This window comes from Fretibacterium sp. OH1220_COT-178 (genome assembly GCF_003860125.1).
Classification (GTDB): domain Bacteria; phylum Synergistota; class Synergistia; order Synergistales; family Aminobacteriaceae; genus CAJPSE01.
Window position 1 is genome coordinate 31,860 of record NZ_RQYL01000017.1, and the last position, 21,402, is coordinate 53,261.

Annotated in this window: 18 protein-coding genes; 1 reads left to right on the forward strand and 17 read right to left on the reverse strand. The window is 68.3% G+C overall.

Annotated elements, in window-relative coordinates; genetic code table 11:
• Positions 1–11: 11 nt before the first annotated feature.
• From pyrF to pyrR, 4 genes are read right to left on the reverse strand one after another with little or no spacing between them, the layout of a single operon-like run.
• Positions 12–908 (reverse strand): orotidine-5'-phosphate decarboxylase, encoded by an 897-nt coding sequence (gene pyrF, locus EII26_RS07905; protein ID WP_124888617.1) that lies wholly within the window; start codon positions 906–908, stop codon positions 12–14.
• On the reverse strand, positions 899–2,212 hold the full coding sequence (locus EII26_RS07910; protein ID WP_199735128.1) for a dihydroorotase: 1,314 nt from the start codon (positions 2,210–2,212) through the stop codon (positions 899–901). The genes pyrF and EII26_RS07910 overlap by 10 nt, the downstream gene beginning before the upstream one ends.
• The gene (locus EII26_RS07915; protein WP_124888618.1) at positions 2,209–3,144 is read right to left on the reverse strand and encodes an aspartate carbamoyltransferase catalytic subunit; all 936 of its coding nucleotides are present in this window, start codon (positions 3,142–3,144) and stop codon (positions 2,209–2,211) included. The genes EII26_RS07910 and EII26_RS07915 overlap by 4 nt, the downstream gene beginning before the upstream one ends.
• Before the next feature lies 1 nt (position 3,145).
• On the reverse strand, positions 3,146–3,721 hold the full coding sequence (pyrR, locus tag EII26_RS07920; RefSeq protein ID WP_124888619.1) for a bifunctional pyr operon transcriptional regulator/uracil phosphoribosyltransferase PyrR: 576 nt from the start codon (positions 3,719–3,721) through the stop codon (positions 3,146–3,148).
• Positions 3,722–4,104: 383 nt separating this feature from the next.
• Here pyrR and EII26_RS07925 point away from each other — a divergent pair, with 383 nt between their 5' ends.
• Complete coding sequence (locus EII26_RS07925) at positions 4,105–6,318, forward strand: right-handed parallel beta-helix repeat-containing protein (protein WP_158612207.1); 2,214 nt, start codon at positions 4,105–4,107, stop codon at positions 6,316–6,318.
• A gap of 93 nt (positions 6,319–6,411) precedes the next feature.
• On the opposite strand, the gene EII26_RS07930 is transcribed toward EII26_RS07925, so the two are convergent.
• The 13 genes from EII26_RS07930 to fabG all read right to left on the reverse strand — a co-directional run bounded on the left by EII26_RS07930 (position 6,412) and on the right by fabG (position 21,059).
• The gene (locus EII26_RS07930; protein ID WP_124888621.1) at positions 6,412–7,398 is read right to left on the reverse strand and encodes an ABC transporter ATP-binding protein; all 987 of its coding nucleotides are present in this window, start codon (positions 7,396–7,398) and stop codon (positions 6,412–6,414) included.
• Complete coding sequence (locus EII26_RS07935; RefSeq protein WP_124888622.1) at positions 7,395–8,453, reverse strand: ABC transporter ATP-binding protein; 1,059 nt, start codon at positions 8,451–8,453, stop codon at positions 7,395–7,397. The genes EII26_RS07930 and EII26_RS07935 overlap by 4 nt, the downstream gene beginning before the upstream one ends.
• Before the next feature lie 3 nt (positions 8,454–8,456).
• Entirely contained in the window at positions 8,457–9,446 is a 990-nt protein-coding gene (locus tag EII26_RS07940; RefSeq protein WP_233572669.1) for an ABC transporter permease, read from the reverse strand.
• Positions 9,443–10,387 (reverse strand): ABC transporter permease, encoded by a 945-nt coding sequence (locus tag EII26_RS07945; RefSeq protein ID WP_124888623.1) that lies wholly within the window; start codon positions 10,385–10,387, stop codon positions 9,443–9,445. Before EII26_RS07945 ends, EII26_RS07940 begins: the two co-directional genes overlap by 4 nt.
• Positions 10,388–10,423: 36 nt before the next feature.
• Positions 10,424–12,058: a peptide ABC transporter substrate-binding protein gene (locus EII26_RS07950; protein WP_158612208.1), complete on the reverse strand. Its 1,635-nt coding sequence runs from the start codon at positions 12,056–12,058 to the stop codon at positions 10,424–10,426.
• Between the two features lie 129 nt (positions 12,059–12,187).
• On the reverse strand, positions 12,188–13,036 hold the full coding sequence (locus EII26_RS07955) for an acyl-CoA dehydratase activase (RefSeq protein WP_124888625.1): 849 nt from the start codon (positions 13,034–13,036) through the stop codon (positions 12,188–12,190).
• A gap of 7 nt (positions 13,037–13,043) precedes the next feature.
• Positions 13,044–14,180 (reverse strand): double-cubane-cluster-containing anaerobic reductase, encoded by a 1,137-nt coding sequence (locus EII26_RS07960; protein ID WP_124888626.1) that lies wholly within the window; start codon positions 14,178–14,180, stop codon positions 13,044–13,046.
• A 14-nt stretch (positions 14,181–14,194) separates the two neighbouring features.
• The gene (locus tag EII26_RS07965; RefSeq protein ID WP_124888627.1) at positions 14,195–15,181 is read right to left on the reverse strand and encodes an ABC transporter permease; all 987 of its coding nucleotides are present in this window, start codon (positions 15,179–15,181) and stop codon (positions 14,195–14,197) included.
• A complete protein-coding gene (locus EII26_RS07970) occupies positions 15,178–15,954 on the reverse strand; it encodes an ATP-binding cassette domain-containing protein (RefSeq protein ID WP_233572670.1) in 777 nt (258 codons plus the stop codon). Before EII26_RS07970 ends, EII26_RS07965 begins: the two co-directional genes overlap by 4 nt.
• Positions 15,955–15,957: 3 nt before the next feature.
• Complete coding sequence (locus EII26_RS07975) at positions 15,958–16,941, reverse strand: sugar ABC transporter substrate-binding protein (RefSeq protein WP_233572671.1); 984 nt, start codon at positions 16,939–16,941, stop codon at positions 15,958–15,960.
• Positions 16,942–17,371: 430 nt separating this feature from the next.
• Positions 17,372–18,841 (reverse strand): PfkB family carbohydrate kinase, encoded by a 1,470-nt coding sequence (locus EII26_RS07980; RefSeq protein ID WP_199735129.1) that lies wholly within the window; start codon positions 18,839–18,841, stop codon positions 17,372–17,374.
• Between the two features lies 1 nt (position 18,842).
• The gene (locus EII26_RS07985; RefSeq protein ID WP_124888628.1) at positions 18,843–20,183 is read right to left on the reverse strand and encodes a UDP-glucose dehydrogenase family protein; all 1,341 of its coding nucleotides are present in this window, start codon (positions 20,181–20,183) and stop codon (positions 18,843–18,845) included.
• Between the two features lie 96 nt (positions 20,184–20,279).
• Entirely contained in the window at positions 20,280–21,059 is a 780-nt protein-coding gene (gene fabG / locus EII26_RS07990) for a 3-oxoacyl-ACP reductase FabG (protein WP_233572672.1), read from the reverse strand.
• Between the last annotated feature and the right edge of the window lie 343 nt (positions 21,060–21,402).

The window sequence follows — 21,402 nt, forward strand, 5'->3', positions numbered from 1 at the left end:
GTCCTCCTCGCTCACGAAAGTCTTCCGGGCCCGGCCAGGGCCCTCTTCAGCTCGTCCCTCATCCGCAGCGCCTCGTCCCGCGCCGCGGAGACGAAGTCGTCGGTGCCGGCCTTTTTGTGCGCGCAGATCAGGCTGCGGGACGCCGCGACAACCGCGCCGCCCCCGAAGGCGTCGAAGCAGCCGGCCAGCCCCTCCGCCGAAGCCCCCTGCGCCCCGTAGCCCGGGAGCAGGAAGAACGTGTGCGGCATCCGCCGGCGCAGCAGCGCGCCCTGCTCCGGGTAGGTGGCCCCGACGACCGCGCCGACGGAGCTGTAGCCCTCCGTTCCGACGAGGAACGCGCCCCACTCCGCGGCCTTCGCCCCCACGCGCTGGTAAAGGGGCTCGCCGCCCTCGGTGACGAGGTCCTGGAACTCGCCGGACGAGGGGTTCGACGTCTTGACCAGCACGAAGATCCCCCGGCCCGTCGTCCGGCAGTCGTCCACGAAGGGCACCACGCCGTCGCTGCCCAGGTAGGGGTTCACCGTCAGGAAGTCCGCCGCGAGGGGCGCGTCCGAGGCCAGGTACGCCCCGGAGTAGGCGGAGGCCGTCGCTCCGATGTCCCCGCGCTTGGCGTCGAGGATCACCACGTAGTCCAGCCGGCGCGCCTCCTCCACCGTGTCGCGCATGCAGGCCAGGCCGGGGAGCCCCATCAGCTCGTAGTACGCCGCCTGGACCTTCACGCAGGGGATCAGGTCCTTCAGGCCGTCCAGCAGCGCGAAGTTGAAGGCGCGGACCGCCTCGGCCGGCCCGCCCGCCTCGAGATGGGGCCGGGCGAACGATTCGGGGACAAACTCCAGACGGGTGTCGAGCCCCAGGGCCGAGGGGTTGCCGCACGCGCCGATCGACCGGATCAGGCGGTCTATCTGCATTCCGCGCCGCCCTCGTACACCGGGCGCCCGCCCAGGAAGGTGAAGCGCACCGCGCCCGTGAGGGTGCGGCCGGCGAAGGGCGTGTTCCTTCCGCGGCTCCGGAACCGCGCCGGGTCCACGGTCCACTCCGCCCGCGGGTCGATGATCGTCACGTCGGCGCGCCCCCCCACCTCGAGGGTGCCCGCATCGAGCCCCAGGACCCGGGCCGGGGAGCGCGTCAGCCTGTCCAGAAGCTGAGCGGGCGTCATGTGGCCGGGCAGCACCAGCGCCGTCCAGCAGACCGCCAGGGCCGTCTCGAACCCGGAGATGCCGGGCGACGCCAGGGCGAACTCCACGTTCTTGTCGTCCTCGTGGTGCGGCGCGTGGTCGGTGGCGATGCAGTCGATCGTGCCGTCCTTCAGGGCCTCGATCAGGGCCAGCCGGTCCGCCTCCGTGCGGAGCGGCGGGTTGACCCGCGTGTTCGTGTCGTAGCCCTGGAGCCACTCGTCGGTGGCGTAGAGGTAATGGGGCGCGGTCTCGCAGGTGACGGGCCAGCCGCGCCGCTTGGCCTCACGGATCAGCTCGGCGCCGCCCGCCGTGGAGACGTGCGCCACGTGCAGCCGCGCGTTCTCGAGCCCCGCCAGCATGCAGTCCCGCGCGATGACGGTCTCCTCCGCGGCCCGCGTGGCCCCGGGCAGCCCCAGCGCCGTGGACCAGTGTCCCTCGTTCATGACGCCGCCGTCGGTCAGGTCCTCGTCCTCCGGGTGCGAGACGATCGTCATCCCGAAGCGCCCCGCGTACTGGAACGCCAGCCTCATGCGCTGCGCGCTGACGACCCCCCGGCCGTCGGAGAGGGCCACCGCCCCCGCCTCGGCCAGCTCGCCGACCTCGGTCAGCTCCGCTCCCTTCAAGCCCTTCGTCATGGCGGCGATGGGGTGGACTCGGGCGCTCCCCCGCTCCGCCGCGCGCTTGAGGATGAACTCCGTCACGACCGCGTTGTCGTTGACGGGGTCGGTGTCCGCCGTGCAGCAGACGGACGTGAACCCGCCGGCCGCCGCCGCCGCGGTCCCGGAGGCGATGTCCTCCTTGTGCTCGTAGCCCGGTTCGCGCAGACGACAATGGAGGTCCACCAGCCCCGGACTCACCAGAAGCCCCGACGCGTCGATCACTCGGGCATCGGGCGCCTCGAGCCCCGCACCCACCGCGGCGATCCTGCCGTCCCGCATCAGGACGTCGCCCTTCTCCAGCCCCTTCACGGTCAGGACGTCGCCGCCCCGGATCAGAATGTCCTTCGTCGTAGCCATGCCGTTTTGTCCCTCCCTCATGCCCTGGCCTCCTCGGCCCGGAAGCGCGTCAGCAGATACAGCAGCGCCATCCGCACCGCAACCCCGTTGGTGACCTGCCCGTCGATGATCGACTGCGGCCCGTCCGCGACGTCCGACGCGATCTCGACGCCCCGGTTGATGGGGCCGGGGTGCATGACCAGCGCGTCCTTGCGCGCCAGGGCGATGCGTTCCTCCGTCAGGCCGAAGAACTTGTGGTACTCGCGGACCGAGGGGAAGAGCCCCTTCTTCTGCCGCTCCAGCTGGATGCGCAGCCCCATCACCACGTCCGCGCCCTTGACGGCGTCGTCCACGCGGCAGGTGGCCTCGCAGCCCAGGGACTCGATCTCCACCGGCATCAGGGTGGCCGGCCCCGCAACCACAACCCTGGCCCCCATCTTGCCGAGCCCGTAGATGTTTGAGCGCGCCACGCGGCTGTGGGTGACGTCACCCACGATGGCGACCCGAAGGCCCTCGAGCGACCCGAACCGCTCCTCCATCGAGAACATGTCCAGCAGGGCCTGGGTGGGGTGCTCGTTCGTCCCGTCCCCGGCGTTGATGACGGAGGCCCTGACGTGCTTGGCCATCAGGTGCGGCGCGCCCGTCATGGGGTGCCGCAGGATCATGACGTCGGTCCCCATGACGTCGAGCGTCCGCGCCGTGTCGACGAGCGTCTCGCCCTTGGCCACGCTGGAGGCCGAGGCGGTCATCCCCGAGGCCGTGCCCGACAGGTACTTGCAGGCCAGCTCGAAGGACAGGCGCGTGCGCGTGCTGTTCTCGTAGAAGACGGTGATGACCGATTTGCCCTGAAGGTGCGGGGTCTTCTTGTTGTTGGAGGTGATGACCTGCTTCATCACCTTGGCGGTGTCCAGAATCTCGCGAATTTCGTCGGCACCGGTGTTGCGCAGGCCCAAAAGATCCTTGGAACGCAGCATGTCAGTTTCCTCCCTCGCGAAGGGGCGCGGCCCCGTCCTCGTTCATGTCCATCAGGACGACCGCCTCCTCGTCGTCGAAGGGGGCCAGGCGCACGGAGACCATCTCGCTCCGCGAGGTGGGGACGTTCTTGCCCACGTAGTCGGCCCGGATGGGCAGCTCCCGGTGCCCGCGGTCGATCAGCACGGCCAGCTGGATCGTCCGGGCGCGCCCCACCTCGACGATCGCGTCCATAGCCGCGCGCGCGGTGCGCCCGGTGAACAGCACGTCGTCCACCAGCACGACGTCCCTGTCCGTGATGCCGAAGGGAATGTCCGTCCCGTTCAGGACCGGATGCTCCGCCAGCAGCGACAGATCGTCCCGGTAGAAGGTGATGTCCAGGCACCCCACGGGAACGGCGGCGTTCTCCACCCGGCCGATGTGCTCGGCGATCCGCCGCGACAGGGGGACCCCCCGACGCTGAATGCCGATCAGGACGACGTTCTCCGTCCCCTTGTTCCGCTCGATGACCTCGTACCCGATGCGCTGGATCGCTCGGTCCATCGCCCGGGCGTCCATGATACGCGCTTTCTCCCTCATGAAGGCCTCCTCCTCGGTTCTCTCCTCGGCGGGGCCGGAGATGACAAATGCCCCGCCGTCCCAGGACGACAGGGCATGAATATCCCCAAAAAGAAGGAATAATTCCGACACCGCCGCCTTTTCGGCCTCACCGGACCGAACTTAAAGGACGCTTGTGTTCAAAACTCTTTGGGGACTTTACCACGAAAATAAATGTTTGTCCATTAAAAATTGGCCTCAAAACGTCAATATTTATGTGCTATGATATCGAATTCGGAACTCGTGTTGCATCAAAAAACAGAGTCCCCAAGGTCTTCATCATGGAGCTGCCGTTTCATGCTGCGGCGCGAGCAAGGCAAGGAAGTTTTCCGAGCAACGGGGAGGAGAAGGGAGATCGGTTGTTAATGTCAAGGCAATTCTGGAAAAGGGGCCTTCGGGCACTCGCCGCTCTGGTGCTGGCGGCGATGTTTTTCGTGCCCGTCGGCGCGGAGGCGATGCAGTATCATGTGACGCAGGCAGGCGCAGGGATGAAGAACGGTGACGGCTGGGGCAACGCCCTCGGCGAGGCGGAGTTTATCGGGGCACTTCAGGCCTCCCGAGCCGGCGACGTCTTCTGGGTGGCCGAGGGTTCGTACCGGCCCTCCACGACGGGCGACGTAGGCGCTTTCTTCGTCTTGAAGGACGGCGTGAAGTTCTACGGCGGATTTGACGGAACGGAGACGCAACTGTCCCAGCGAGACTGGAAGACCCACGTCACCGTCCTGACCGGCGATTTGGGAGGCGGAAGTCACAGCAAGCGTTCCGTCGTGCGGGCCGAAGGCTGCAGCCCATCCACGGTTCTGGATGGCTTCTCCATCGACGAGGGGCAGTCCGACTCAGATGTGAGCGGCGGAGGGATGATCATCTCGGGCGGAGCTCCGACCCTGGAGAATTGCACGTTCAGGAACAACAAGGCCAAAAATGGGGCGGGGCTGTATGTCCGCAACGCCAGCCCGTCCGTGGCGACCTGTGAGTTTCTGTCCAATACAAGTTACGGTCTCCCCTCGGACACATTCCGTGGCGGAGGGCTCTGCATTGAAGGCGGCAATCCGGTAGTGACAAACTGCCTTTTCCAAGGAAACACACTCAACGGCGACAAGAGCTACGGCGGCGGCCTCTGCAGCCTCGGCGGCAGCCCCGTGATCGTCGGCTGCACGTTTATCGGCAATCAGGTGGTCGGAATAAACGATGTCCCCAAGGGAGGCGGATTGTACGTTGAAGACGGCGACCCCATCGTGGCCAACTGCACGTTCAAGGACAACAGGACCGAAGGAGGCCATGGCGGGGGGGCAAGTTTCGCGGGCAGCGGCCGTCCCATTGCAGTCAACTGCACCTTCAATGGCAACAGCACACAGGGTGCCTCCGACAAGGCCGGAGGTATCGATGCCGTACCCGGAACGCAGGTCGCCAACTGCATCCTTTGGGGTAACGGCGACAAAGAGCTCTCCGACTCCGTTACCCCACGACACTGCGTCATCCAGAACTGGACGGGCGGCGGAACGGGCAACACCGCCAACGATCCCAAGCTGGCCGCCGGCCTCGCCGACAACGGCGGGCCGACCCAGACCCTCAAGATCGAGGTCGGCAGCTCCGCCAAGGACGCGGGGACTCTGGAGGGGCTGAGCGAAAGGGTCAAATTCCTGATCCGTATCGACCAGAGGGGGCATAAGCGCGACGCAACCCCGGACATCGGGGCCTACGAGGCAGACAGCTCCGGCCTTCCGACCCGGCACTTCATCTCCGTGCAGCCCGGCCAGGGCGGCTCCGTGCGTCCCGTACCTCCGGCCCAGCTCGGATCCTACGGCGGCGTGGAGGTGGACCCCAGCGGCAGCGTGAGCTTTACGATATCCGCCAACACGGGCTACGTCATAAGAGACGTGACGGTGGACGGCACGTCGGTGGGCGCCGTTTCCACCTACACCTTCAGCAACGTTACGGAAGACCACGCTCTGACAGCGGCGTTCCAGCACGTCGCATCTCCCGGTCCCAATCCTCCGGCCCCGGGACCCAACCTTCCGCAGCCGCCCGCATCCCCAGATGTCCCGCCGGTTTCCCCGGACATCCCTCCGGCATCGTCCGACGTGACGCCGGCTCCGGACATCCCCACCTCCCCGAGGGCCTGGACGGTGACGCTTGTTGAAACGGAGAGCCGGGACATCCTGCGGTCGGTCTTGACCGTCCCGTTCCGGTCGCCCCGGCGCATCGAAGCCGTCAGTGCAGACGTTCGTGGCTTCGAGCCTGGGTCCACGAGGACGGAGCTCGTTCTGAAGGCGAAGCCGGCCGCGGCCGCCTTGGGCGCGACGACGGTCAACGCCTGGTCTTATCTGTTGCGCGTGACGGGCAGCGTACCCCGAGCCGCCCTGAAGGACGCGGCGGTGACGGCGCTCCGCTATCGCTTCGAGAGCGAGACGAAAGTACGTACCCTTTCCTTCCCGAACGGCGGCATTTCCATAAGCGATATGGCTCCCGGGAAGGACGACAGCCCCAAATCCGGCAAGAGCGGCGGCGGATGCAGTGCGGGCTGGGGCGGCATGGCCCTGCTGGCGCTCGCGACTCTGGGCATCCGGCGCAGGCAGTAGGCCGGTTTCCCAGACAACCCTACGAAACGAGGCGACTCCTGGGCCGCCTCGTTTCGTATTTGTGAAAAACAGTGAAAGCCGAGAACCGCCACATCAGTCTCTCCGGACGCGATGGCACGCCACGAAATGACCGGGTGACACCTCCGTCAGCTCGGGGCGGAACTGGCGGCAGTGCTCGTCGGCCAGCGGACAGCGCGGGGCGAAGCGGCAGCCGCCCTGAAGGCCGATGGGGCTGCCCACCTCCCCGCTCAGGCGCACCCTCCGCGCGCTCATGGGGTTGTCCGGATCCACGTCCGGGATCGACGACAGAAGCGCCCGCGTGTAGGGGTGGAGCGGCCTCTCGTAGAGGGGAGTCGTGGCGGCCAGCTCCACCAGGGCCCCCAGGTACAGGACGCCCACTCGATCGGAGATGTGGCGCACCACGGCCAGGTCGTGCGCGATGAAGAGCGAGGTCAGCCCCAGGTCCTTCCGCAGCTCCACCAGAAGGTTGACGATCTGCGCCTGGATCGAGACGTCCAGGGCCGAGATGGGCTCGTCGCAGACCAGAAACTCCGGCTCCACGGCCAGCGCCCGCGCGATCCCGATCCGCTGGCACTGCCCTCCGGAGAACTCGTGCGGGTAGCGGGAGCGGAACTCCGGCCTCAGGCCCATCCGCTCCAGAAGGCGGCAGACCCGCTCCTCGCGCTCCCGCTCGTCCCTGTACAGGCGGTGGGCGTCCAGCCCCTCGGCCACGATGTCGCCAACGGTCATCCGCGGGTTCAGGGAGGCGTAGGGATTCTGCAGCACGATCTGCGCCCGCCTCTTGAAACGGAGACGCTCCGCGCCCCTGGCGGCGTGGACGTCGAGCCCGTCGAAGAGCACCCGCCCGGACGTCGCGGAATGGAGCCCCAGGATCGTCCGCCCCAGCGTGCTCTTGCCGCACCCGGACTCCCCCACGATCCCCAGGGTCTCCCCTCGGGCGACCGTAAAGCTGACGTCGTCCACGGCCCTCAGGGTGCGCCCCCCGGGGAGCCGGAAATGCCGGCAGAGCCGCTCTACGCGCAGCAAGGACGGGGCCGTCCGCGTTTCCGTCCGGCTCACGCCGCTCCCTCCTTCCGTGCGTCCCTTTTGGGGCACATTATCCCCTCCGGCACCGCGACGTGCGGCGCCAGGGGATGGCGCAGCCAGCAGCGCACCCGGTGCTCCCCGGACACCGAAAACTCCGGCGGCGCGGCCCGAGTACAGATCTCCATGCAGGTGTCGCAGCGCGGAGCGAAGGGACAGGCGGGCGGGGCGTCCGGGGCCTCGATCAGGTCGGGAGGCGTCCCGGAGAGGGAGTAGAGGTTCGGACGGCCCGATCCCCCCGGACAGGGCACCGAGCGCAGGAGCGCCCAGGTGTAGGGATGGGCGGGCCTGAGGAGCAGCTCCCGCTTGGGGGCGGTCTCGACGATCCGTCCCGCGTACATCACCTGAATGCGGTCCCCCACCTCCGACGCGACGCCCAGGTCGTGCGTCACCAGCAGCACCGAGAGCTCGAAGCGCCGCTGCAGCTCCCGGATCAGGTCCAGGATGTCGGCCTGGGTGGTGACATCGAGGGCCGTCGTGGGCTCGTCCGCGATCAGGACGCGGGGCGTCCCGATCAGGGCCGACGCGATCATGACGCGCTGGCGCATCCCCCCGGAGAGCTCGTGCGGGTACTGCCTCATCCGCGTCTCCGGGCTGGATATCCCCACGGTGTGGAGCATCTCGAGCACCCGAAGGCGCCGCTCGCGGGCCTTCAGCCGCGTGTGGAGCAGCAGGGTCTCCTCCACCTGTTCCCCGATCGTCAGGGTCGGGTCCAGACAGGTCGAGGGGTCCTGGAAGATCATCGCCAGGTTCCGGCCCCGGACGCGCTGCATCTCCCGCTCCGTCCTCCCCAGGAGGTCCTCGCCCCGAAACAGAATTCTCGAGCCCGCGGAGATCTCGGCCGTCTCCTCCGGAAGCAGGCGCATCAGGGCCCGGGCCGTCATGGACTTCCCGCAGCCGGACTCCCCGACCGTCACGAGCGTCTCTCCGGCACCCAGTCCGAAGGAGACGTCCCGGACGGCATGGAGGCGCCCGTCCCGGGTGTTCAGAAAGACGTTCAGGTCCCGGACCTCGAGGATTTTTTCGTCCACGGCTCAGTCCCTCGTTCGGGGGTCCAGCGCGTCGCGAAGCCCGTCGCCCAGCATCTGGAAGGAGAGCATGGTCAGGCTGATGAAGAGCGTGGGGAAGAACAGCTGCCAGGGATGGAAGAGCATCTGCTGCTGCGCGCCCGACGCCAGCGCGCCCCAGCTGGTCATGGGCGGCTGGATGCCCAGCCCGATGTAGGACAGGAAGGCCTCACCGAAGATGAAGAGCGGGATGTCGAAGGTGACCGCCACGATCATCACGCCCATGATGTTGGGGATCAGGTGCTTCCACAGAATTTTCCACGTCGAGGTCCCCAGCGCCCGGGCCGCCAGGACGAACTCCTGCTCCTTGATCTGGAGGATCTGGCCCCGGACCAGGTAGGCCATGTTGCACCAGCCCGTGAGGGTCATCGCGATCAGCAGGCTCGCCATCCCGCGCCCCAGGATAAGCGACACCAGGACCGCCAGGACCAGGTAGGGGATGCTGGAGAGCACGTCCGCCACGCGCATCATCAGGTTGTCGACGGAGCCGCCGAAGCCCGCGGCGACCCCGCCGTAGAGGAGCCCCAGCAGGATGTCGATCAGCGCGCCGGCGACGGCCACGATCAGGGACACCCGGCCCCCCACCCCAACCCGGGTGAAGAGGTCGCGCCCCATCCTGTCCGTCCCGAACCAGTGGGCCCGGGACGGACCCTGATTCTTCTCGGCCATGTTCAGCTCCTCGTGTCCGTAGGGCGTCAGCGCCGGGCCCGCGACGCAGAGCGCCACGATGAGCGCCAACAGCACCGCGGACACGAGGGCCGCCCGGTTCCGCCTCAGGCGGCGCCAGGCGTCCTGCCAGTAGCTCACGGACGGCCTAAAGGCGAAGGCGGCCTCGTCGGGCCGAGGGGCGAACCGAAAATCCTCCGGGCTCAGGGACTCGGCCGTCCCGACCGTTCCCGCGGGGCGGGACGGATCGCCCTCCCTCGCCGCTTCCGGGGCGGAGCGCATCACATTCATGCCGCACCTCCGCCGTCGCGGGCGAAGCGGATTCTGGGATCGAGGAGACCGTAAAGAACGTCCACGGCCAGCATCGACAGAATGTAGACCGCCGAAAGGAAGACCGTCTGGCCCATGATCAGGGTGTAGTCCCGGTCCCCGACCGAGGAGACGAAGTAAAATCCCAGCCCGGGCACGGAGAACAGGCGCTCCACCACGAAGGCCCCGCCGAACATCAGGGCGATCTGGGGCCCCAGCAGGGTCACGATGGGCAGAAGGGCGTTGCGCAGCACGTGGCGCCGGACCAGGCGAAAGCGGCTCATCCCCTTGGCCCGCGCGGCCAGGATGTAGTCCTGGCTCAGGACGTCCAGGCAGCTGGCGCGCATGAAGCGGGCGTACTGCGCCGTGGAGTAGAAGGACAGGGCCAGGGCGGGAAGCACGACGTGCGCGACGCTCCCCCAGCCCGTGACGGGAAACCAGCCCAGCCGCACGGCCAGGAAATACTGGAACAGCGAGGCCAGCACGAAGTTGGGGATCGACACGCCGAGGATCGCCAGGAGCATGACCGCGTAGTCCAGCCCCTTCCCGCGATGGAGCGCCGCCACGACGCCCAGCGCGATCCCGAGGCCAGCCCCCCAGAGGATGGACGTCAGCCCCAGCACCCCCGAGACGGGGGCGTAGCGGGCGAGAATGTCCCCGACGCTCCGTCCCCGGTAGCGCAGCGACTCTCCCAGGTCCCCCTCCGTCAGCAACCGCTTCCAGAAGAGCCCGTACTGCTCCAGCAGGGGCCTGTCAAAACCGTAGCGCTCGAAGGTCTGCCGGCGCAGGGCCTCGGGTAGCTTCTCCGTCATGGCCTCGATGGGGTTGCCCGGCACGGAGTGGATGATGAAGAAGGTCGCGCTCGACGCCACGAACAGGGCGACGAGCGCATAGACCAGCCTTTTGAGAACGAAGCGCGACATCGAAGCGTTTCCCCTGGCCTCTGCTCTGAAAGGACGCTACTTTTCGATGGAGACGGTCTTGTAGAGCATGGCGGTGAAGAGGGGCGCTTCGAATCCCTTGACGTAGGGATGGAGGTAGTTGAACCCGGTGGAGTAGGCGTAGGGGGCGATGGTGCCCTCGTCCAGCAAGAGGCGCTCCGCCTCGGCGTAGTTCTTCGCCCGCAGGGCCTTGTCGGCGCTTTGCCCCGCCTCCCGGACCAGGGCGTCGTACGTCCCGTTCGACCAGCCCGTGGGGATGGTCCGGGTGCCCGTGATCCACAGGTCCATCATGGCCGAGGGGTCGTTGAAGTCCGCGTAGTAGGATTTGTAGCCCATCTGGTAGTCCAGGTTGCGGTTGCGCTCCTGGAACACGGGCCACTCGACGGGGTCGAGCTCCAGGGTGACGCCCAGGCGCGTCTTGTAGGCCTGCTGGAGGTACTCCGCGAAGTCCCGGGTGGCGTTGTAGCACATCAGGGTGACCTTCAGCTCCTCGGGGGCCCCGCTCATCCCCAGCTCCTCGAGCCCCTCGGACAGGAGCGCCCTGGGGTCGGGATGGGCCTCGGCCATCGCCTTGACGGGCTCCCCGGCCAGCTTGCGGAAATTCTCGCCGTCCAGACCCATCGCCGGCGGCAGCCAGCCCCAGGCGGCCGGCTCCAGCCCCTGGGTGAAGTCCCTGTGGATCTCCTCCCGGTCGAGCGCGAGGCTGAACGCCTGGCGCACCTTCCTGTTGGAGAACGGCGGGACCTGCTGGTTGAAGAAGACGTACTTGGTCTCGGGCATGTAGACGACCTCCTTGACGTAGCCCCCCTTCCGAAGGGGCTTCTCGTCCAGCTTCTTCGCCCATTCCACGGAGTAGACGGAGGTGATGTCCAGCCCTCCGTTCTCGAAATCGCCGATCTTGGCCGCCTCCTCGGCGACGATCTTCATCACGAGCCGGTCCAGCTTCACGCTCTCCGCGTCCCAGTACAGGGGGTTCTTCACGAAGGTCAGGGAGCTGTTGTGAACCCACTCCTCGAGGTTGAAGGGCCCGCAGCCCACGATCTTGTCCGCGTCCGTCCCGTAGGCGTCCCCGTGCTTCTCCACGACGTCGCGCCGCGCGGGGAACATAGCCGTGCCCGCCGCGCTCTGGAGCAGATACGGGACCGGGTGCTCCAGGCGGATCACGAGCGTCCGGTCGTCGGGGGCCTCGACCCCGGCCTCGGAGAGGGGCTTCTTCCCCAGCAGGACGTCGCCCGCGTTTCGGATGAAGCGGATCTTGCCCGAGATGGGGGACGCGGTCGCGGGGTCCAGCACGCGGGAGATGCCGTAGACGAAGTCCGCGGCCCGCAACGGCTCGCCGTCGGCCCACTTCATCTCCCTCAGGCGGAACGTCCAGGTCAGGCCGTCCTCGCTGGTCTCCCAGGACTCCGCACAGGCGGGGGCGACGACCTCGCGGCCGTCGCGGACGACGACGGCGGTCAGCCCCTCGATGACCTGGGAGCCCACCAGCGCGGAGTAGTAGTCGGAGACCCGGGCCAGGTTGAAGGAGTCCGGCTCCCCGTCGATGGGCACGCGGAGCTCGCGGGACGCATCCCCGGCAAGGGCCGCTCCGGCAAACGCCATCGAAACGATCAGGCAAAACGACAACAGAGAAACTCTCCATCTTCCAGTCATGGTCGATAACTCCTTTCGGTCCTCGGCCGCCCTCCGCGAAAGGACGGGGAACGGCCCACCGGACGGGACGAACGCAGAAACCCAACGGGCAGGAGCAACGGTGCTCATGTTTTTCCGGAATCCATTATATCAGCGCGCCTCGGGCGCCGATCGCCCCCGACGCGCCTGCTTTTGCGCCAGAAGCGCCGCGCCCAGCGCCCCGGCGAACTGCGAGTCCGGGCTGACCCGCACGGCGCAGCCCAGCCGCCTCTCCAGGAGGCCGACCAGATTCCGGCTCCTGGACACCCCTCCGGTGAAGGCCACGGGCTCGTGCAGCCCCACGCGCCGCAGCATCCCCTCCGCGCGGGAGGCGACGGAGTCCAGCAGCCCCAGCGAGAGGGCCCGCTTGTCGACCCCCCGGGCCAGGAGCCCCACCACCTCGGACTCCGCGAACACCGTACACATGCTGGAGACGGCGTGGGGCTCGATATCCGGCAGCGCGCTGAAGTCCTCGAGCGTGCAGCCCAGCATCATGGCCATGTTCTGCAGGAAGCGCCCCGTCCCCGCGGCGCACTTGTCGTTCATCAGGAAGTTGACGACGTTCCCGTCCCGGTCCAGGGCGATGGCCTTGCTGTCCTGACCGCCGATGTCCAGAATCGTGCGCACCCCGCAGCGCTCGTCCCCGTCCCGAAACAGGTAGCGGGCCCCCATGGCGTGGCAGGAGATCTCCGTCACCCGGCCGTCGGCCTTCACCGCGTTGCGCCCGTAGCCGGTGGCCACCGTCCGCCCGAGCCCCTCCGGATCAAGGGCGTTCCGCCGGAGCAGCTCGGCACACGCCTCGTCCCCCGCCTCGCCGGGGTTCCATCCCGTGGGGGCGACGCGGCGGTCGATCCATTCCCCGTCGCGCATCAGAACGGCCTTGACGGCCACCGAACCGATGTCGACCCCGATCGTCCAGAGGGGCCGCGCCGGCGCGCCCCCCCGATCCCTCGCCTCCATGCCCCGCCTACCCCATCATCTCGACGAAGGCGCCCATGCGCGTGGCGAGCTGCTCGACGTCGCCCTGATAGTAGTCCGTCTCCACGGTGATGCAGGGGACCCCGACGCGCTCGTGCACCTGAAAGGTCTCGACGTTGTACGTGTGGCACGCCTGGAGGATGAGGTCCACCACCCCCTCGGCGGCGTAGTCGCCGACCAGGCCCTCCAGCAGGTCCAGGCGCTTGTCGTTCGGCGTCATGCAGGAGCAGGGGATGCCCAGGTACTTCCGGGCCAGGGCCTCGTAGGGCGGCAGCGACTCGTCCGTCAACTCGTAGGAGGGCTTGATGCCCCCGCAGTTCTCGAAGGCGACGATCACGCCCCCGTTCTCCTCGATGGCGTCGAACACCTTCTCCACGCTCTTTCCGGTGGGGCAGCCCGTGACGATGATGCGCCGCGCGTCCGGGGACACGCGACGTTCGCCCGCGTCGTAGTTCTCGCGCAGCCTGAGCGTCAGGGTGCGGATCAGCTCGAGCGCCTCGGGGTCGCCGAAGGAGAGCCGGAAGAACTCGTTCACCATATGGACGTCGCGCCCCGAGATCGGGGCCGGGTTCCGCCGGGAGAGCGCGTAAAACTCCGTCATCGTGCGGCGCTCCTCGTTGCGCCAGGCGATCTCGCGCCTCAGCGCCTCCTCGGTGATCGTGACGCCGAGGGCCTCCTCCAGCCTGCGGGCCAGGCGCTCGATCTCGACGCGCCACTGCTCCACGGCGTCCTCGGAGACGGTCTGGGGGAGCTGCATGACGTAGGTCGGCTTCAGCCGGTTCAGCAGCTCGTACATCTTCTTCTTGCCGTCGCAGGTCGTCTCCCCCACGACCAGGTCGCAGAAGTGGAAGTAGGGGCAGGTGTCGGTCAGGGCGAAGCCGTAGCTCGCCTTGATCAGCGGGCACAGGTTGCGCGGCAGATGCTCCTCCGCCGCCGCGATGGGTTTTTCGCTGGTGGCGCAGAGGACGGCCGGGATGGCTCCCGCGGCCCGGATCACCTCGTAGGGCGTGTAGGCGCAGTAGCAGCCCACCACCTTACGCCCCGCCTCCACGGCCTCCTTGATCCGCACCGGCCCGGCGGGGATCGCCTCCCTCATGGTCTCCAGGATGGTATCGATGTCGTGCATGGCACACAGCCCCCCTATCGAACGTCTACGCCGCGGGTCCTGCGCCGTCGCGCGGCCAGGGCGTAGAACGAAACGGAAAACACCAGCACGAGGCCGTGCACGAAGCGCGTCCAGAAGCCGGACCACCCCGCGCTGACGACCCCCGCCTCGATCATGCCGATCACCGCGGTGCCGGCCATCGTCCCCCACACGCTTCCGCTTCCGCCGTACACGGAGGTCCCGCCGATGAAGACGGAGGCGAAGACCAGCAACAGGTACCCCTCCCCCTGGGTGGGCCACCAGTTGGCGAGCTCCAGGCACGCCAGAATGCCCGAGAACGCGGACATCAGCCCCAGCAAGGCGAACACCCCCACGCGGGCGCGTGCCACGGGAAGCCCCATCATCCGCGCAGCCTCCCGGTTGTCGCCGATGAAGCGCAGCGTGTCCCCCCAGGCGGTGCGGTGCAGGAACACGGCCGTCACGACGGCGAGCCCCGCGGCCCAGAGAAACTGCGCCGGGACCGTGCCCCCCGCGCGCCCGACGAACAACGAGGCGGCGGGAAGCCCCCGGACGAAGGGGAGCGCCACCGCGAGCCCACCGGAGAGCAGCATCACGCAGCCCCTCCAGAGGAAGTCGAACCCGATCGTCACGACGATCGAGGGCACCCCCGTCCCGACGACGACCAGCCCGTTGATCAGGCCGATGCCGGCGCCCACGGCCAGCCCGGCAGCGAGCCCCGCCAGCGGCGAACCCGTGGCACGGGTCACGACGGCGAACAGGAAGCCGGACATCGCCATGTTGGACGCGAAGGAGAGGTCCATCTCCCCCGCCACGACGACCAGCGTCATCCCCATCGCGACGATCGCCACGAAGGGGATGGTGGTCATGAACGAGACGTAGATGTAGCGCGAGAGAAACGTGGCGGGCGCCGTCAGGACGAAGAACCCCCAAAGCAGCAGGAGCACCGCCGTGATGGGGAGCTGGGGCGCGAGGCGCGAGCGGAGGCCCGGCGAGGCGGTCATCGTGCGGCCTCCCTGAGGCGGGCCACCAGTCCGTCCAGCGTCAGCCCGCCGCGCGTCCAGTCCCCGGCGTTGCGCCCGTGCGAGAGGACGACGAAGCGGTCCGCGACCGCCCAGACGTGATCGATGCTGTGGGTGATGAACACGACGGACTTGCCCTGCGCCCGCACCCCCCGGATGAAATCCAGCACCTTGTCCACCTCGCTCAGGGCCAGGGCCGTGGTCGGCTCGTCCAGGACCACGAGCTCCGCCTCGAAGAGCATGGCGCGCCCGATCGCCAGCCCCTGCCGCTCCCCGCCCGAGAGCACGCCGGCCCTCGTGTCCGGGGTCAGCCGGGTCCCCCCGAGCCCCATCCGGGCCAGGAGCTCCGCGGTGATGCGGCGCTCCTCCTCCGCGTCGATCAGCCCCCAGCGGGTCCTCAGATGCCGCCCCATGAAGACGTTCCGCCAGAGGGACTGCTGCAGGCCCAGGGCCCGATCCTGATAGACGGTCTCGATCCCCATGACACGCGCTCCCGACACGTCGAACCGCGCCATATCGACGGCACGGCCCCCGAAGGAGAAGGTCCCGGAGTCCGCCCGGTGCAGGCCCGAAAGGACCTTGATCAGGGTGGACTTCCCGGCCCCGTTGTCGCCCAGGAGCCCCACGATCTCCCCCGGGTTCACGCAAAAATCCACGCCCCGCAGGGCCTCGACGCTCCCGAAGGACTTACGGATGCCGCGCAACTCGACCAGCGCGGCACCCGAGCCCTCCTCCCGCTTTTCCTTTCGGTCCAATATTCAGCGCACGCCCTTCTCCGCCAGAGGGGCGATCCTCTCGATGTTCTCCTTGTCCACGAATCCGCCCGCCGTGTCGATCACCAGGCCGCCGAAGCCGCAAAGGTGCGACTGGACGAGGTTCACCACGGCCAGGTACCCGATGAGATAGGGCTGCCCCTCGCCCACCAGGTCCAGGTAGCCCGACCGCAGGGCCTCCGCCGTCGCGGGCGAGAGGCTGAACCCCGCGACCGCCACCCGATCGGGCTTCATCCCCGCGGCGCGAAGGGCGTTTCCGGACTGCGCGGTCAGGGCCCCGTGGTCGATGACGACGAGCCTGCAGTCCTCGTTCGAGGACAGGTATCCGGTCAGGACCGGTCCGCCGAGGGTCGCGTCCTTGTTGATCTCCGGGGAGATCTCGATGTAGTCCGCGGTCAGCCCCGCCCTCTCGAACACGTCCAGGATGGCCTGGGCGCGTCGGCCGCGGCCGGGAAGGCTCTTGAGCCCCCAGACGAGGACGCGGTCGCCCTTCTCGAGCCCGAACTGCGCGACGCAGCGCTCGGCCAGCATCTTGCCCTGGTTGTAGTTGTCGGGGCCGATGAGCCCGAACCCGCGGGCCTGATACTTCCGGTGCAGGCGGGGCAGCGGCGTGTCGACGCAGGTGACGAGGGCCCCCTGGGCATAGGCCTGGTCGATCAGGGGCTCGTAGGCGTCGTCGCCGGGAACCCCGATGACGACCATGCCGTCCGGCTTCGAGGCCAGCCCCTGACGGAAATTCTCCAGCATCTTCTCGGCGCTCCAGTCGGAATAGACGAACGTGATGTCGACGTCCAGGTCCTTGGCGGCCGCGGCCGCCCCGTTCTGGAGGACCGTTCCGTAGGACTCGCCCGGACCGCCGCCGGTGTCGAACCAGATTTTCAGCCTCTTCTCGGCCTCCTTGGCCGGCGCACCGAGGGCCACGGACGGGAACAGAACGAACGCGAGCAAAAGCAGGGCGATCCTCTTCACACAAACGCACTCCCCTTCGAAAAAACAGGACGAAAGCGCATCCCTCCCGGCAGGAGAGCGCGCGACAAAACGCTCCGTACCCTGAAGGGCACGAGGCATCCACATTCAATACAGACAATACGAGCGTCGATGGGCAACCCCGCAGAGGGGTCAACGAACGGTACGGCGAAGGGCGAAGCTTATGACAGGCTCAGGCTCGAACGAGGAGCGAACGGCCTTTCGAAGGACCGCACCGAACGATGCATCCCGTGCACCGCGATCCGGCACGTCAGGAATAACCGAGCATGGCGATCCTCCTCCTCCGAAAATCTCGGCGCCCGCACCCCCCGGGTACGAACGGCCGGCGGTTCCCCCAGGATGGAGGGAACCGCGCGTAAGTATGCGCCAAACGGGGCGGAAAAGTCAAGGGGAATTGCCGCGGTCGGCCCTTCTAGTCCCGGGCCGAGCGCCCGCGCTCCAGGATGCGCGTCGTGGAGAGCCCCTCCACCAGCGGCAGGATGACCACCTCATCCGCGTACTCCCGGCCCGGCAGGTCCTCGGCCCTGTAGTCGCCGCCCTTGGCCAGCACGTGAGGGCGCAGCCGTTCGAGCAGCGCGGCGGGCGTGTCCTCGTCGAACACCACCACCAGGTCCACCGGCCGGAGCGCCGCCAGCAGCCGCGCCCGGTCCTCCTCCGCATTGACGGGCCTCGTCGGCCCCTTGAGCGCCCGCACGGACCGGTCGCTGTTCAGCCCCACCACCAGGCGGTCCCCCAGTGAGCGGGCCCGCCGGAGGCTGTCCAAATGCCCGGCGTGCAGCACGTCGAAGCAGCCGTTGGTGAAGACCACCCGCAGCCCCTCGTCCCGCCAGCCGCGCACCAGCCGGGCCGCCGTCGGCGCGTCCGCGACGGGGCTGAAGAGGTGCGCCGCCTCGCGCGAGCACTCGGCCAGCAGCTCCCGGTCCGAGACCGGACAGGTCCCCGAGCGGGTGACCACGAGCTGCGCCGCCTCGTTGGCCATGCGGGCGGCGGGCTCCAGGCCGAACCCCGCCGCGGAAAAGGCCGCCAGGACCGCGATGACGGTGTCCCCGGCGCCGCTGACGTCGAAGACCTCGACGGGCCGCGCCGGAATGTGGACCGCCCCCTCCCCGATCAGGCTCATTCCCTGCGAGGAGCGGGTCACCAGCAGGCGGTCGATCCCCGAACGGACACGAGCAGCCTCCCCGGCCGACTCCACGCCGACGTCCCGGTTGTCGACGGGGACGCCGCAGACCGCCGCCAGCTCGCCCAGATTGGGCGTGGCGACGGACGCGCCGCGGTACTTCGACCAATCCGAGCCCCGCGGGTCGACGAACACCGGCACGTCAAGGGAACGGGCCAGCGTCACGACCGCCGCACAGAGCTCGGGGGTGCAGAACCCCAGCCCGTAGTCGGAGAGCACCACGGCCCCCGCCCCCCCGGCGAGGGCTCGCTCCAGGAAGCGGAGCGCCGCCTCTGCCTGCTGCTCCTCCACGGGCTCGATCGTCTCCTGGTCGAACCGAGCCACCTGCTGGCCCCCGCAGATCAGGCGGCTCTTGGTCAGGGTCGGGGAGCGGCGGGGCAGGAGTTCCGCCTGGATGCCGAGCGCCTCGAGGTGCGAGCGGACGCGCTCCGCCGGAGGATCGGACCCGACGGCGCCCGCCAGCAGGACGCGGCAGCCCAGTCCTCGGAGGTTCGCGGCGACGTTGCCCGCACCGCCCAGGTTGTCGCTCTCCGAGCCGCAGACGACCACGGGGATGGGGGCCTCGCGCGACACGCGGGAGGTGGCGCCGGAGAGGTAGCGGTCCAGAACCACGTCGCCCAGAACCGCCACGGCGACGTCGGCCATGCGTCCCGAGCGGAGAAAGTCGATCAGGGGTCGGAGGGACGACAAGCGGTCCGGCACGTCAGTCCCCCCCGCGCTCCGCAAGCACCGCCGGGCGCCCGATGGAGAGGTAGTCGAACCCGCGGCGCCGCATTTCGGACCGGGAGTAGAGGTTGCGGCCGTCCACGACGACGGGCTGCCGGAGCAGCCGCTTGATCCGGTCGAAGTCCGGCTGACGGTAGATGTCCCACTCCGTCACCACCACGAGGGCGTCCGCGCCGTTCACCGCATCGTAAGGCTCGTGGACGTACACGAGCCCCCGTCGGTCGCCGAGGACCTCGCGGGTCTCCTCGATGGCCCGGGGATCGTGGGCCTGCACCCGGGCTCCGGCCTCCAGAAGGCTGCGGATCAGGGTCTGGGCCGGGGCCTCGCGGGTGTCGGAGGTCTTAGGCTTGAAGGCCAGCCCCCACAGGGCGACGGTCCTGCCGGAGAGGTCGCCCAGCCGGGCCGAGAGCTTCTCGAACAGCACCCCCTTCTGGCGCTCGTTCACCTCGTCGACCGCGGTGAGGATGCGGGGCTCGTAGCCCGCGTTCCGCGCGAAGTCGCGCAGCGCCCGGACGTCCTTGGGGAAGCACGAGCCGCCGTACCCGCAGCCCGCGTAGAGGAACTTGGAGCCGATGCGGCTGTCCGTCCCCATCGCGCGGCGCACGTCCTCCACGTCGGCGCCCACGCGGTCGCAGACGCCGGCCATCTCGTTCATGAAGGAGATGCGCGTCGCCAGCATGGCGTTTGCGGCGTACTTCGCCATCTCCGCCGACGCGATGTCCATGAAGAGGAGCCGGGACGGCTCCAGGAAGGAATAGAGGGCGCTCAGGCGCTCCCGGGCCTCAGGGCAGTCCGTGCCCAGCACGACCCGGTCCGGCTCCAGGAAGTCGCGCAGCGCGGCCCCCTCGCGCAGGAACTCCGGGTTCGAGGCCATCGACAGGACGAACCCGGCCGAGCGCGCCCTCAGCTCCTCGCCGATCCACGCCTTGACCCTGGGGTTGGTGCCGACCGGGACGGTCGACTTGACGACCGCCAGCAGGTCGCCCGTCATCCCCCGGCCCACGCTCCGCGCGGCGCTCTCGACGTAGGAGAGGTCGGCGCTGCCGTCGGGGGCCGACGGGGTCCCCACGGTGATGAAACAGACGTCCGCGCCCCTCAGGGCCTCCCCGACGTCCGAGGTGAAGGAGAGCCGCCCCTCCGCAATGTTGCGGACCATCATCTCCGCCAGGCCCGGCTCGTAGAAGGGCACCTCGCCCCGCCTCAGGGCCTCCACCCGCTCCAGATTCGTGTCCACGCAGACCACGGTGTTGCCAAACTTGGCCAGGCACGTCCCCGTGACCAGCCCCACGTATCCCGTTCCGATCGCCACCAGCTTCATCGATCACATCTCCGCCTTCGCAACAATCTACGGAGCACCGCCGCGGACCCCGAAAGGCCCGGGCATCCCCGCCCCCCGCCTCCGACGCCGAAAAACTCAGTCCTCGATGACCCCCATCGCGTCCGAGGACTCGGGAAGGATCTGTCCGCCATCCACCACGAGGGCCTGCCCCGTGATGAACCTGGCCTTGTCGGACCCCAAAAAGGCCATGGCGTAACCGATGTCCTCGGGAGTCCCCAGGCATCCCAGGGGGATCGACTTCGTCATGGTCTCGAGGTATTCCTCGCCGAGCCCCTGAAGCCCCTCGGTAAGGACGTTTCCGGGCTGCACCGCATTGACCCGGATGCCGTAGGGCGCCAGCTCGATGGCGGCCGAGCGCATGAACCCCAGCTGGGCGGCCTTGGTGGCCCCATAATGGCTCCAGCCGGTGAAGCCCGTGATGGGCCCCGTGATGGAGGAGGTGATGAGGACGGCCCCGCCGCCCTGCGCCTTCATGATCGGGACGGCGGCACGCACGCAGAGGAAGAGCCCCTTGACGTTGACGGCGTTGATCTGGTCCCACTCCTCCTCGCTCATCTTGGCGATGGTGGACATGGGGAAGATCCCGGCGTTGCTGCACAGGACGTCCAGGCTCCCCATGCGCGAGGCCGCGTCCTTGACGAGGCGCTCGGCGTCGTCCGCCCGGCTCACGTCCGCAGGGCAGGAGAACACCTCGCCATAGGCGGAGAGGTCCCGAACCGCATCGCGCAGCTGCTCCTCCCCGCGGCCCGCAATCATCACCCTGGCCCCCTCCGTCAGGAAGGTCTTGGCGATTCCCTTGCCGATCCCCTTGCTGGCGCCCGTCACCAGCGCCGTCTTTCCCTCGAGCAGTCCCACGACGATCACCTTGCCTTTCTCGCTTGATACAGGGTATTAAACCAACTCTCGCGAATTTAGACAACCGTTTTTCGGCCCGTTCCGCGCAGGGAGAGGCGTATCTCAAAACAAGGACAACCGCAGACGGTGCTGTTTCATTCCGACCGAGGGAACCCATGTACCTCGGAGCACTTTTGATGCTTTTGGGATGAGCGTAACGCCGTGCAGTCTTTCTCTGCACCTGGCTGTCCGTACAAATATATACGGCGGTGGGGTCCTTCTTCAAATTTTTCACGAAAGGAGGAGTCGAACCGAAGGCATTTTCGTAACCAAAAGGGAACTCAAGCCTTCCTCATTTGTGTAC

Coding starts and splice junctions, on each gene's coding strand:
- EII26_RS07945 (WP_124888623.1), bottom strand. CDS start 10,387: ATGTCGCGCTTCGTTCTCAAAAGGCTGGTCTATGCGCTCGTCGCCCTG.
- pyrF (WP_124888617.1), bottom strand. CDS start 908: ATGCAGATAGACCGCCTGATCCGGTCGATCGGCGCGTGCGGCAACCCC.
- EII26_RS07925 (WP_158612207.1), top strand. CDS start 4,105: ATGTCAAGGCAATTCTGGAAAAGGGGCCTTCGGGCACTCGCCGCTCTG.
- EII26_RS07940 (WP_233572669.1), bottom strand. CDS start 9,446: ATGAATGTGATGCGCTCCGCCCCGGAAGCGGCGAGGGAGGGCGATCCG.
- EII26_RS07965 (WP_124888627.1), bottom strand. CDS start 15,181: ATGACCGCCTCGCCGGGCCTCCGCTCGCGCCTCGCGCCCCAGCTCCCC.
- EII26_RS07985 (WP_124888628.1), bottom strand. CDS start 20,183: ATGAAGCTGGTGGCGATCGGAACGGGATACGTGGGGCTGGTCACGGGG.
- pyrR (WP_124888619.1), bottom strand. CDS start 3,721: ATGAGGGAGAAAGCGCGTATCATGGACGCCCGGGCGATGGACCGAGCG.
- EII26_RS07950 (WP_158612208.1), bottom strand. CDS start 12,058: ATGACTGGAAGATGGAGAGTTTCTCTGTTGTCGTTTTGCCTGATCGTT.
- EII26_RS07910 (WP_199735128.1), bottom strand. CDS start 2,212: ATGAGGGAGGGACAAAACGGCATGGCTACGACGAAGGACATTCTGATC.
- EII26_RS07955 (WP_124888625.1), bottom strand. CDS start 13,036: ATGGAGGCGAGGGATCGGGGGGGCGCGCCGGCGCGGCCCCTCTGGACG.
- EII26_RS07915 (WP_124888618.1), bottom strand. CDS start 3,144: ATGCTGCGTTCCAAGGATCTTTTGGGCCTGCGCAACACCGGTGCCGAC.
- EII26_RS07960 (WP_124888626.1), bottom strand. CDS start 14,180: ATGCACGACATCGATACCATCCTGGAGACCATGAGGGAGGCGATCCCC.